General features: G+C 48.1%; 10 protein-coding genes. 9 read left to right on the top strand and 1 reads right to left on the bottom strand.

The features are described 5' to 3' along the window. The first annotated feature begins 1 nt into the window (after nt 1). From cysD to ACN0V1_RS05820, 9 genes are all read left to right on the top strand, one after another. Nucleotides 2-916 (top strand): sulfate adenylyltransferase subunit CysD, encoded by a 915-nt coding sequence (gene cysD / locus ACN0V1_RS05860; RefSeq protein ID WP_417544117.1) that lies wholly within the window; start codon nt 2-4, stop codon nt 914-916. Between the two features lie 9 nt (nt 917-925). Next, nucleotides 926-2,338 carry a sulfate adenylyltransferase subunit CysN gene (cysN, locus tag ACN0V1_RS05855; RefSeq protein ID WP_417544116.1) on the top strand — a complete coding sequence of 471 codons (1,413 nt, stop codon included), beginning with the start codon at nt 926-928 and terminating at the stop codon, nt 2,336-2,338. A gap of 18 nt (nt 2,339-2,356) precedes the next feature. Continuing rightward, nucleotides 2,357-2,956, top strand: coding sequence for an adenylyl-sulfate kinase (gene cysC, locus ACN0V1_RS05850; protein ID WP_417544115.1), 600 nt, complete (start codon nt 2,357-2,359; stop codon nt 2,954-2,956). 39 nt (nt 2,957-2,995) lie between these two features. Further along, nucleotides 2,996-4,762: an SLC13 family permease gene (locus ACN0V1_RS05845; RefSeq protein ID WP_417544114.1), complete on the top strand. Its 1,767-nt coding sequence runs from the start codon at nt 2,996-2,998 to the stop codon at nt 4,760-4,762. A gap of 94 nt (nt 4,763-4,856) precedes the next feature. Then, complete coding sequence (locus tag ACN0V1_RS05840) at nt 4,857-7,442, top strand: hypothetical protein (protein ID WP_417544113.1); 2,586 nt, start codon at nt 4,857-4,859, stop codon at nt 7,440-7,442. Beyond that, nucleotides 7,439-8,029: an acyltransferase gene (locus ACN0V1_RS05835; RefSeq protein WP_417544112.1), complete on the top strand. Its 591-nt coding sequence runs from the start codon at nt 7,439-7,441 to the stop codon at nt 8,027-8,029. Before ACN0V1_RS05840 ends, ACN0V1_RS05835 begins: the two co-directional genes overlap by 4 nt. A gap of 12 nt (nt 8,030-8,041) precedes the next feature. Further along, nucleotides 8,042-9,775 carry a hypothetical protein gene (locus tag ACN0V1_RS05830; RefSeq protein ID WP_417544111.1) on the top strand — a complete coding sequence of 578 codons (1,734 nt, stop codon included), beginning with the start codon at nt 8,042-8,044 and terminating at the stop codon, nt 9,773-9,775. After that, nucleotides 9,762-11,129 (top strand): hypothetical protein, encoded by a 1,368-nt coding sequence (locus ACN0V1_RS05825; RefSeq protein ID WP_417544110.1) that lies wholly within the window; start codon nt 9,762-9,764, stop codon nt 11,127-11,129. Before ACN0V1_RS05830 ends, ACN0V1_RS05825 begins: the two co-directional genes overlap by 14 nt. Nucleotides 11,130-11,164: 35 nt before the next feature. Then, a complete protein-coding gene (locus tag ACN0V1_RS05820) occupies nt 11,165-12,172 on the top strand; it encodes a hypothetical protein (protein WP_417544109.1) in 1,008 nt (335 codons plus the stop codon). Between the two features lie 21 nt (nt 12,173-12,193). On the opposite strand, the gene ACN0V1_RS05815 is transcribed toward ACN0V1_RS05820, so the two are convergent. After that, the gene (locus tag ACN0V1_RS05815) at nt 12,194-13,294 is read right to left on the bottom strand and encodes a hypothetical protein (RefSeq protein ID WP_417544108.1); all 1,101 of its coding nucleotides are present in this window, start codon (nt 13,292-13,294) and stop codon (nt 12,194-12,196) included. Nucleotides 13,295-13,457: the final 163 nt, after the last annotated feature.

The following is a 13,457-nucleotide window of genomic DNA, read 5'->3' as shown; positions in this document are numbered from 1 at the left end:
CATGACACTAACCCCTCCCAAGAAAACCCACCTCAAACAGCTTGAGGCAGAGTCCATTCACATCATCCGTGAAGTGGCCGCCGAGTTTGATAACCCGGTGATGCTGTATTCGGTGGGCAAGGACTCGGCTGTCATGCTACATCTTGCGATGAAGGCCTTCGCGCCGGGCAAGCCACCATTCCCACTGATGCACGTGGACACTACCTGGAAGTTCCGGGAGATGATCGCCTTCAGGGATAAAATGGCCAAAAAGGTCGGCATGAAGCTGATTGTTCACACCAATCAGGAAGGCGTAGCGCAGGGTATCGGGCCTTTTACCCATGGCAGTGCTAAACACACAGATGTAATGAAAACCCAGGCTCTCAAGCAGGCATTGGAGAAATACGGCTTTGACGCGGCGTTTGGCGGTGCACGTCGTGATGAAGAAAAATCCCGTGCCAAAGAGCGCGTCTATTCGTTCCGGGACAAGTTCCATCGTTGGGATCCGAAAAATCAGCGCCCTGAGCTCTGGAGTCTGTATAACGGCAAGGTAAACAAAGGCGAGAGCATTCGGGTCTTTCCCTTGTCCAACTGGACTGAGCTGGATATCTGGCAATACATTTACCTGGAAAACATCGATATTGTGCCGTTATATCTGGCCGCTGAACGCCCGGTGGTGGAGCGGGATGGCACGCTGATTATGGTGGATGATGACCGCATGCCCATGGAGCCCGGTGAGAAACCGGAGATGAAGATGGTGCGGTTCCGTACGCTGGGCTGCTACCCGCTGACAGGCGCGGTTGAGTCCGAGGCAGCGAGTTTGCCGGAGATTATTCAGGAAATGCTGCTCACCAAAACGTCTGAGCGCCAAGGCCGGGTAATCGACCATGATGGCGCGGCCTCCATGGAACAGAAAAAACGCGAAGGGTACTTCTAAGGAATTGTTATGTCACACGCATCTGAATTGATTGAATCCGACATCCTCGCGTACCTGGACCAGCACGAGAATAAAGACCTGCTGCGCTTTCTGACCTGCGGCAGTGTGGATGATGGCAAATCGACGCTCATAGGTCGCCTGTTGTTCGACTCCAAACTGATTTTTGAAGACCACCTCGCCTCGCTTCACAAAGACAATGAGCGCCAGGGCAATGCCGGTGAAGCATTGGATTTGGCGTTGCTGGTGGACGGCCTTGCTTCCGAGCGAGAGCAAGGCATCACCATTGATGTGGCTTATCGCTATTTTTCCACCGACAAGCGCAAGTTCATCATTGCTGATTGCCCGGGGCATGAGCAGTACACTCGAAACATGGCCACAGGCGCGTCTACGTGTGATTTGGCCGTGGTGATGGTCGATGCCCGTAAAGGCGTGCTGACCCAATCCCGCCGGCACAGTTTCATTGTGAGTTTGCTAGGCCTTAAACACATTGTTGTCGCCATCAACAAGATGGATCTGGTGGATTACTCCGAGGAAGTCTTCAACAAGATCCGTATCGAGTACCAGAAGCTCGCAGCACAGCTGGGCCTGAAGGACGTTTACTACGTGCCCATATCTGCCCTGAACGGCGATAACGTGGTGAATCGCAGCGAAAGCATGCCCTGGTATCACGGCGAGACTCTAATGAACATTCTGGAGCAGGTAGAGCTGCGTGAAGATCAGAATGTCACAGACTTCCGGTTCCCGGTGCAGTATGTGAACCGCCCTAACCTGGACTTTCGTGGCTACTGCGGCACGGTTGCCAGTGGTGTGGTGCACAAGGGTGACACTTTAGCCGTCTTGCCCTCGGGCATGAGTTCCCGGGTAAAAGGCATTCATACCTACGAAGGCGAGATTGAACTGGCATGGCCGGGGGATGCGATAACCATCACTCTGGAAGATGAAGTTGATATCTCCCGGGGAGATCTACTGGTGCATGCCAGCCAGCAACCCGCCATGGGCGAGCGCTTCGCCGCTCACCTTGTGTGGATGAATGAGAAAACCTTGGTGCCCGGGCGCGAATACGGCATTAAAATCGGCACAAAGGTGACCAGTTGCTATGTGAATGAAGTGCTGGAAGAAGTCGACATAAACACGCTCGAACGCCATAAGCAGATTGCTGGAGGCTTGGAACTGAACGCCATCGGCTTGTGTGACCTGCAAGTGACCGAGCCAGTAGTGATGGAAAACTACCAGAACCATCCCGGTACTGGGGCGTTCATCCTCATTGACCGGCTCACCAACGTAACCGTCGCCGCCGGCATGGTAGAGCGTGCACTGAACGGCTCCGATGAATCGCCGAAGCGGGAGTACACAGAGGCCGAGCGGAATCTCAACCGGTTCGTCCGAGAAAATTACCCCGAGTGGGCCTGCAAACCTGTTTAGTACCAGAAGGATGCTGTTTTGGAAGACAATATCGTTTGGCACGATCACAAAGTTGTCCGCTCTCAACGCGCGGAGAACAAAAACCAGAAGCCTTGCCTGCTTTGGTTCACAGGCCTGAGCGGATCCGGAAAATCCACCATCGCCAATGCGTTGGATGTAGCTCTACATAATCGGGGCTACCACACGTTCCTGCTGGATGGCGATAACGTCCGCCATGGTTTGTGCAAAGATCTGGGCTTCTCCAATGAAGACCGGGTTGAAAACATTCGCCGCATTGGTGAGGTGAGCAAGCTCTTTGCAGATGCAGGCTTGATCGTGCTGAGTGCGTTTATTTCACCCTTCAACAGTGATCGACGTATGGTGCGGAAACTTTTCCCGGCGGGCGAGTTTATAGAGGTGTATATGGATACACCTCTGGCAACGTGCGAAGAGCGTGATCCCAAGGGGCTCTATCAGAAAGCGCGCGCCGGCGAGATCAGTGACTTTACGGGTGTTGACTCACCCTACGAAGCACCGGCTCACCCGGAAATCAGCCTGGATACATCCGGCTCCTCGGTGGATGATTGTGTGGAATCGTTGATTAATTATCTTCTCGATCGAAAATTGATCGTAGGCTGACCACCGCGCCACAATCCGAAACAAGAGACTCCGCATTCAATGGAATGGCAAGGCATTCTCACCTTGGCAACGCTGTTCTCGGTGTTGTCCACTCTTATGCTGACTCGCTTTTCAGCAGACCTGGTGCTGATGGCAGCACTGGCTCTTTTGCTGATTGTGGGCGTCCTGACGCCTTCAGAAGCCCTGGTTGGCTTTGGCAACCCAGGCGTTATAACCATCGCCACCTTGTATGTGGTCGCGGCAGGTTTGAAAGAAACGGGTGCGGTGCAGTGGATTGCCAGGCGCCTGCTAGGCCACCCGAAAACCGCTAAAGGCGCGCAGTTACGGATGATTGCGCCAACGGGTGTTCTTAGCGCATTTATGAACAACACGGCCGTTGTCGCCATGTTCATCCCCGCGATTCAGGACTGGGCCCAGAGGCTGGGTATTTCTCCATCGAAACTGCTTTTGCCCCTCAGTTATGCGGCCATTCTGGGCGGAACCTGCACCTTAATTGGCACCAGTACCAACCTGGTGGTCGACGGCCTTTTGCAATCCGAGCTCGATATCCACTTGGGGTTGTTTGAGCTGGCCTGGGTGGGTGTGCCGCTGTTACTGATCGGCGGGGCTTTCCTTGTTCTGTTTGGTTCGAAGCTACTTCCAGATCGTGGCGGTGTACGCGAAGAGTTGAACCAGGTAAGGGAATACGGTGTTGAGGTTGAGGTGGTAGATTCTGGACCGCTGGTGGGTAAATCGATTGCTGAGGCCGGCTTGCGCGCCCTGAACTATGGCTACCTCGCGGAAATTGAACGTGATGACCGGCTTATTACTGCGGTTGAGCCCGACCGCGTGCTTCAAGCCGGCGACAGGCTGTATTTTATTGGCGCTCCAGAATGTGCCAGTGAGTTGCGCAGGATTCAAGGGTTAAGGCCCGCCAGTGGCAATGTGCACAAGCTGGATGTCGCGAACCATCAGCGTTGCCTGGTAGAAGTTGTACTTGGGCCGGAGTTCCCAGCTCTCGGGAAAACCGTTCGCGACAGCCAGTTTCGCACCCGGTTTAATGCCGTGATTTTCTCCCTCGCCCGCGAAGGAAAACGCGTCCCCGGTAAACTGGGTGATATTACCTTCCGCGTTGGCGACACCCTGTTGCTTGAAACCAGCCACCAGTTTGTCGAGCAGTATCGCTTTCGGCGCGACTTCTTGTTGGTTAGTGCATTGAACGATTCAACGCCGCCGGACTTTCGCAAAGCTCCCACGGCTTTAGGCATTCTGGCTTTGATGGTGTTGGCCAGCGCCAGTGGTTTGTTTCCCATTATGGAGGCAGCCTTTATGGCAGCGGGCGGCATGATTGTTTCCGGTTGTTTGACGGCCAGCCGTGCCCGGCGCAGTTTGGACTTGCCAGTATTGGTCATTATCGCCGCATCCTTTGCACTGGGCAATGCCATGACGGTTACCGGGGCCGCAGACTGGATAGTAGGTGGGCTATTGAGCATTGGGGACTTATCCCCGTGGCAAGTGCTGATTCTGGTGTATTTATTGACAGTAATGTTTACCGAGCTGATCACCAATAATGCCGCCGCCGTGCTGATGTTCCCTATCGCGCTGGCTCTGGCACAGAAGCTGGACGTAAGCGTATTGCCTTTTGCGGTTGCGGTCATGTTCGCTGCATCCGCATCTTTTATTACCCCGCTTGGTTACCAGACCAATCTCATGGTTTATGGGCCGGGTCGGTATAAGTTCTCAGACTATGTGAAAATCGGGTTGCCTTTGAGCTTGATTGCCGGTGCTGTGAGCGTGACGCTTATTCCCATGGTTTGGAGTTTTTAGTGGCTAGGATGACACTGCTAAAACATGGCTTTATGTTAGCAGACTGGCAGACTATCCTATGCTTCACACAGGTAGTTGAGCAGTGGGCAGATTTATGGAAAAGATAGCCATTCGGTTAGAAGAACAAAATGGTGTTGCTCGCATCAAAGAGCCAGTAGGCCTTGGCATTCCGCTGCCTAAAGGCGCAGTGCAATCAGTTCATCAGCTTGCACTTATGGATGGCCAGCGATCTATCAGCGTGCAGCTCGAATCCCTCGGTCACTGGCCTGACGGCAGCATTCGCTGGGTCCACACCAGCTTTTTGATCAGTCTGGATGCCAGCAGCGAAAAAGTTTTAGAGCTGGCCAAACTACAAACCCCCTCCCCCTCTAGCCCCGAACCTGTTTTTAATCAAACTACGAGCGGTCTTGTGGTCTATACCTCAACCGGCAGCGTGGCATTACACCTTGGGCGTCTGGCCTGGCAAGTCTATAATCACAACGGTGCGGGTATTCCATCGACAGTGACTCTGAGCGATGACACTGGCGCACCCTGCAAAGCCGAAGCGGAAACCAGCTGGGAAGTTACTTTTAAAGGCCCCGTTTTTGTCGCGGCAACTTTAAAAGGCCAATGGCTAAAACAAAACAGCGATCTGCTGGCGCGCTTTGACTGTGAACTGCGTATTTTTCTGGAAACCGGCCTCGTTCAGCTGGAACTGACAACTCACAATCCAAAACGTGCCCGTCATCCCGGCGGTTTATGGGATTTAGGAGATCCAGGCTCAGTATACTTTCAGGAACTGGCCGTAGAAACAACACTGCCAGCCACAAGCATAGTCCAAGTCACCCCGCAGGCGACCGATAAGACGTCTGATATTTTTCATCTGCCCGATTTCAATCTTTACCAGGACTCCAGCGGAGGCAAGAATTGGCAAAGCCGCAACCATATAGACTGCACCGGTGAAGTCAGCACTCAATTCTGTGGTTACAAACTCTCTAATCCGAGCGAGCTAGTTCAGAAAGGTAAACGCGCTAATCCGCTAGTCAGTATTGAACATGACTGCGGACAACTCGACGTTGCAGTACCCGACTTCTGGCAAAACTTTCCAACGAGTGTCCGCAAAGAAGAAAACACCCTAACGATTGGTCTGTTCCCGAAAGATGCAAAGAGTGCCTATGAACTACAGGGTGGAGAACAGAAAACTCTACGATTCTTGATGGCACATAGCTCCAATAACAGCATCCCTGCCACAGCCTATTCACCTCTCGTACCATTGCTCACTCCGGAGTGTTATGAGCAAGGTGACGCCTTCCCTTGGTTCAAAGCCAAAACTCAACCGAACGCTCTCGACCAACTTATTGCTGAGGGGCTAAACGGAAGCTCTAACTTCTTTGCAAAAAGAGAGGTTATTGACGAATTTGGCTGGCGCAATTTTGGCGACATCTTCGCGGACCATGAAACCCTCTATCAGGACGACGGTGAGCTGCCGTTCATCTCTCACTACAACAATCAATACGACCCAATTTATGGCTTTGCGAGGCAATTCGCCCTCACTGGGGACAAACGTTGGTTTCAGTTGATGGACGATTTGGCTCAGCATGTCACGGACATAGACATTTATCATACCGATGAAGATCGAGCAGAATACAACAACGGCTTATTCTGGCACACAGACCACTACCTGGACGCCCATACAGCAACCCATAGAACCTTTTCCCGACACAACGACACAAGCTCTACTCCTGGCCAGACAGGGGGCGGGCCGGCTGATGAGCATTGCTACTCAACGGGCCTCCTCTATCATCATTACCTTACCGGTAATGAAAAATCACGACGAGCCGTTCTTGATCTTGCACGGTGGACGACTGCACTTCATGAAGGCCAAGGCGGATTACTTGAACAACTACTTGCCCTAAAAAAGAGAGAAATCCGAACCTTAAAGAAAATGATCCGAGGAGAACACGTAACCACCCACAAATACCCTTTTACCCGTGGGACCGGGAACTACCTGAACACACTTTTGGATGCCTGGGTACTGGATGAACACGGATCTTGGCTCAATCAGGCCGAAGCGTTAATCAGGAATACGATTCATCCTGCGGACAATATCGAGCAACGGGACCTGCTGAACGTCGAGACCGGATGGTCCTATCTCGTTCTGCTCGCAAGTCTTTTCCGTTATCTTCACCTGAAGCGCCAGATAGACAGCGAAGATGAACAATATGAGTACACCAAAGACTCACTGCTGCGTTACACACACTGGATGCTTGAAAATGAGCGCCCTTATCTGGCCAATAAGACTCAGCTTGAATTTCCGAACGATACTTGGGTAGCCCAAGATATACGGAAAGCGATGATCATGTTCCAGGCATCCGAACTTGACCATGAGAACTCCGCTCGATATCAGAAAACGGGGCAAAAGTGGCTGCAAGATGTCACGAGAACACTTCAATACAGTCAGGAAGCTCATCTTACGAGGATACTCGTGATTCTAATGCAAAATCATGGGCCCCAGTCATTGACCACCTCTAGTCCTTTACCAGCTAATCGCGTCACTTCCCTGCATAGCCACTGGGCTCCACCGGTTATGACATGGAGATTACTTATCTCGCGTATTGAAAAGCGAATGCTGCGCGCCATCTTGACTTTTCGGCCTCTTCGCGAAATAAACTGGTTGAATACGCGACTGGATCGATCATGAACATGCGCCACACATTAAAGAGATCTATCAAGAATATTTTTCTTTTACTAATTTTCCCTCTCTACGCCGCATATTTGCTCTTGAGCTTCTTCGGCACTTCGGATGGCACGTTCCAGTCTTTCTCTCAAGCACTTAGCCTGATCCCGGGGAAAATTGGGATCTATTTCCGTGCGGCTTTCTATCGTCTTGCCTGCCAAGACACCTCTGACGAGATCCTCGTCGGTTTTCTAACGGTATTTTCACACCGGGATACGTCTATTCACAAAGGCGTATATATCGGCCCGCAGTGTAACATTGGGAAATGTACGATCGGCGAAAACACACTACTGGGGAGTGGGGTACATATACTGAGCGGCAACCAACAGCATAATTTTAGTGATCCTCAAATACCCATTCAGGATCAAGGTGGAAAATATACAAAAGTTAAAATCGGCAAAGACTGCTGGATTGGAAATAGCGCTGTTCTGATGGCAGATGTCAGCGACAAATCTATAGTCGCTGCAGGCTCAGTGTTGACTCGGCCCATCGAGGAACCGGGGGCTATTTGGGGCGGAAATCCAGCCGTCAAGATCAGGTTACGGAATTAAGAGAAGCAGCAAATGTTGAAGCCGAACTCATTTCTAGTGATCATTGGATCAGAGGACAACTACAGTACTGAAATACAGTACCCCAGATCCCAAGTTTTACTCCAGGTAAGCGACATTAACCCTTTCTATATTCGTCACGAAGTCCAGGACTCTGGCGACTTTAATCTGTTCTTCGGCGAAAGAAAGGACAGCAAAACTATCGATTTCAAGGCTCCAGTAAACGGGACTTCAATAACCTACTCTGTCGTAAATAAAAAGCTAAGGGTAAGATCCGATTTGGCTGGCGCCGAACCTCTCTACTATCGGCATGTTAACTCCAGAATTTTGTTATCAAACCGACTGGACAACCTCATTGAAAACAGTGATCGCCCCGACTGGGACGCGATTCACTGCTACCTTTCGTTTGGCTACACATTAGGCGAAAGTACCTTTTTTGAGAACATTCAGCAGACACTGCCTAATCAAAGGTTAGAGATCAACACCGGATCTCTGGATGTAACAAAACAGATTGCTGATGCCGCGCCACGAACACTAAATGCTGAAACGCCATCGAGCAATGGCAGAACGTTCGCAAAACTGCTTAGCGACGTAATGCTGACATACGGCCCAATGGCTTTAATGATGTCAGCAGGTTGGGACTCCAGAACTCTGCTCGCACCGCAAAACTCCCCCATAACGGTAGCCTATACCCATGGTGACACCTCCAGCCGCGAATGCACCATTGCAAAAAAACTATCAGGTACTCTGCGGACGGACCACTATTTTAAAGATGTGAAAGGAATGGTGATAGATACAGGCTTGCTCGACGAAATGCTGGAGCTTCACGGCCACTGTCTATGGCCGATTTGGCATTTATCCAGCAAGTTTATCTCAGAAAGGTTTTGCCTACCCATCACCAGCGGTGTGATAGGCGCCAGGCTAGGAGGGCACAATGGCTTTCCAAGCGTAGGAACCCGGTTCCAGAAAGCCTTTAATGCTTTACATCTGATAAGCTCAAAAATAGTTTCGGAAGAAAAGATCATAAACGACTTTAAGAAACATGCGACGGCCCCTCACAATTTTTGGTTTACAAGCGAAAAAGGCAGTAAAATATTTAGCAAAACCGCTGCCAGTACAACTAAAAAAATTCATGACACCTTAGATGACTACTTAAAAGAGACTGACGATTTTTCTTTTGCGATTGAGAAATTTAACTATGACCACGTCAGTCGCCAATACATGATGAAACAGCCCAGCATGGCAAAACCGTTTCAAGGGTATTACTCCCCTCTTAGCCACCCAGATCTACTCAAACTGGTGTACAATTTCCCCTTCAAACAAAGAGTTCAAAATCGGTTAACCAAAAGAGTCATTTCTGAACTCAACGCCGATTTATTAGAATTCCCTATGGCAGCTACTTTGGCGAAAGCGAAGCAACCGATTTTTATTCAAGAACTGTCAAGAATCTTGCGAATACTTTTTGAAAATATCTTTTTCAAGTTGAAGAAAAATCGCCCTAATTTAGGATGGTTTAACTACGAACACCTTTATTCAGGCGATTTTTTCGAAACCACTATACACTCGCTAATATCCGACATCTGGTCTAAAAATCGGATGTTAAAAACTATCGCTTCAAATCAAAAAAATGGTATAGAAGCCGGCGCTACTATGGACATGGTCTGTAAAATAAAGACCATAGATTATTATTTATCCGCTAACAATAAATCGATAAAAATTGGAGGCGCCGTTCACGATGAAAATCGCTGAAAAAATATATTTTCTCTCTCCACCACTGTTTCAGAACCTGATGATATCAGGTTATGGTTATCGGCTTTATCAGAAGCGATACAAAGGTCTGTATTACGAAATTCGCAAAGAGCTTGAGAAGACTAAGGGATTTAACGCTACCGAGATAAAAGCACTCCAGGAAGAACGCTTGCATCAGATGGTGACTTACTGCGCAAACCGAATTCCATACTACCAGAAGGTTTTTGCTGAGCATGGGCTATGCCCAAGTGATATTACAAAGGTTCAAGACCTCCAAAAAATACCTATCCTGAATAAGCAGACGATACTGGAACAGAATCATAATTTTCGGTCGAAAGATGCCCTAAAACCTTTCATGACCCAGCATACTAGCGGCAGCACCGGTACACCGCTAGCGCTCCAGATCGATGAACGTACTTATAAATTGGCTATGGCGCTAGTGGTCGATCATGAAGAAAGCCACGGCGTTCCTTTTGGCTCAAGACGAGCGACCTTTGCCGGGAGGATGCTAAAATCGGTTGATGACATGAAACCTCCTTTTTCGCGCTTTAACCACTCTGAAAACCAACGATTTTTTTCCAGTTACCACATTAATGAAAAGACGTTTCCCCACTATAAAGAAGAGCTGGACAGATTTCAGCCTGAAGAACTGATTGGCTACCCATCCGCGATTTATGATGTTGCCGTTCACTACCTAAAGTCTGATTCCAGACCGAATTTCCAACCAAAAGTGGTGATTACAAACTCCGAAACACTCCTTCTTTGGCAACGTGAAAAAATTGAATCCGTGTTTGGATGCCCGGTTTACGACTACTATGGAACAGCCGAATATGTGATGTTCGCCGGGCAGGATAAGACAGGAATTTATCAACCGAATCCTATAATTGGTATTACAGAGGTTGAATTAGATTCAGGCTCAATTGATACAGGCAGATTACTGGCCACCTCTCTAACCAACAAACAAATGCCACTTCTTCGTTACAATCTTGGCGATACGGCAACCTTAGCGAATGCACCGGGAGAAACGATTGGCACACCAGAGCTAAAGTTCATCAATGGGAGGATCGACGACTACATCGAAACGAGTGACGGACGCCTCATCGGACGCATTGATCACATTTTTAAAGGCATAGCCGGGATCAAAGAGGCTCAGATCCAACAAATCTCCCCTGGAGAAGCCACTATTGTGATTGTAAAAACTGGGCTTGTGGCAATAAACGAAGATCGTCTCAAGGAGAATCTTCGAGAAAGAGCCGGGCAAGAATTTGGAATCGAAATTCGTTATCAAGACTCAATTGTCCGGGGCGATAATGGAAAATTCAGGTCGGTAATCAAAACTAACAAAACCAGTTAAAGCGGGTGACGCCAATCTCCGAAGTGCAGGAAAATATGAAACTAAAACAGTTCACTCAGTTTAATGATCGTATATGGATCTCGTGGGAGCGACAAAGGCGAACCATCATACTGAGCCATGAATTCAATGCGAAACTTTTTATCGTAAGAAATAAAAGAAACGGACTGCTCCGCTACCCTGAACTAGTTGTTAAAACCGTTCAAATAATTTTTCGAGAAAGGCCGAAATACGTCTTCGCCCAAAATCCCTCCGTCGTTCTTGCAGCCTTGATTTGTTTTCTAAAAAAACCTTGTCAATTTATAGCGATTATTGACCGTCACACAAACTTTAAGCTAAACCAGAGAAAATCCTATAAGTTGAAATGGGTGCTTTTCAGGTGCTTAAGTAATTATAGTTTAGAAAATGCTGACCATACCATCGTAACCAATAAATACCTGAAACTCCTTATTAGAAATCACTCCAAAAATTCAGCCGTACTTCCGGACAAAATACCAAATCTAATGCCTTCCAGTAAGTTGGTAATTAAGTCTCTTAAATCCAACCTTACAGCCTTCTTCATCTGCACTTTTGCCGATGACGAGCCTTTCCGAAAGGTATTCGCCGCCTTCAGGTATTTTCCGGAAATATGTCTAGAGGTGACGGGAGATTATGATCGTGCGTTGAATAAATCAGAAATCGAAGGTCTTCCATCAAATGTAAAACTTCTGGGCTTTGTAAGCAACCAAAGCTACATAGACCATCTTTTCAATTGTGATTTCACGGTAATATTAACCAACCAGGAATTCACATTGAATTGTGGAGCCTACGAGTCCCTTGCAGCGAGAAAACCAATGTTACTTTCCGATACTAAAACCATTCGATCGTATTTTACCTTTGGTGCCAATTACACAAAATTAAACTCTTTGGAAAGTATTCGCACCGGCATCAGATTTATAAAATCTGAGTTAGCCATAAGAGAACGTGAGATCGTCGACCAACTCCCTTTAATGGAAAACACTTGGGAGAAAACTTTTGCGGCGACCGACGCTATTTTTATGAAGTAATAACGCCTTTATAATTCGTAGTCATTCTACATTTAATCGCTTACTTATATCCGGCTTGCCGCCGTATATTTTCAGATCCGTTATTGCGAACCATTGTTCATAGTGATCCTCTTCAGGGTAGGGAATATTATGCGAGTTTCCACCGATGCTAAACCAGTTAAAACCAACGCCCTCGCCCTCTCCAGCTCTACGAAACGGAATATCATAACGGGCCTTTTCGAGAATGTCATTGATCCAAACTTCTTCAACACCATCTCCTGCCCCCGGTGCGGAGTCCATTTTAATTAAGATGTTAATTTTTACCCATTCACCGGTTTGGAAAACCTCTGCAAAGGAGAGGCTGTCACCCCCACCCTGCTTAATTGAAGTTTCTTTTTCATAATTTTTTAAAAAATAATTTTCATCACTGCCAATTAATTCTTGCGGAGTGTATCCGCGGATAAAGGGCGTTAGGCGAGCTACCGAAAAATTGTTACTTCGAACTGTCCACGACTTGAAATCTAACATGTATACTGGTGACTTCGCTCTACCGCCGGTACCGAAAAAATCGTATCGGTTTTTGCCTTTATAATTCTCTGGAACATGACGGGCCCTAAACACTTTCATAATGCTCTGGCTGGATCCTTTTCGAAGTTGGTCATGTAAGACATAATCGCGTTGAAATTTGATGTAAAATTCCACCCAAAGCACTTGGTAGTTTTCTTGAAAATCCTTACCTAACTGGGCTTCCGACCCCCATCGACTGTTGCCACCGTAGGACTCGTCGTACACTAGAAGAGATTTCCCGCCCGGTCGGCGGGACTGAACCCCCGAAATTTGACCAACTGGATGCGGACCGGTAATTGACCCAGCCGTATACGATCCATTTGGGTACCACTTTTCGCTTGTGTAATAGGAATCAAAATTGCCCGGTAAATTAGCTTCGGCTTTGGTTGAATAACTAGGATAAGGCAATTTTTGACGAGACTCAGTATTCCGCCAATCAGCTTGATTGTCGAAGTCTGCGTCGAAAATTAATTCATTATCGGCTAGTGTTACAGACCCAACACTTAACATAATTATTGTTGCAGATCGAATAAATATCACCTGCCTTAACGATTTATTTGAATTACATCTATTCATAATTTTCACCCGTAAATGTTAATATCTTTAGCAACTAATCCTCGAAGATTTGTAGAGTAACAACAAGCGGCGTTTCCAATCCGAGTTACCCATGAATAGTAGACTGGACTTACCCTGGTGCAGTAGACACTCCTAGCCTATGATTGGACTTACCCAGTGCATT

Origin of the sequence: Marinobacter sp. (genome assembly GCF_048266785.1) — a bacterium.
GTDB lineage: Bacteria > Pseudomonadota > Gammaproteobacteria > Pseudomonadales > Oleiphilaceae > Marinobacter.
The sequence above is the reverse complement of the archived record's forward strand: the minus strand, read 5'-3'. Positions and strand labels throughout refer to the sequence as shown.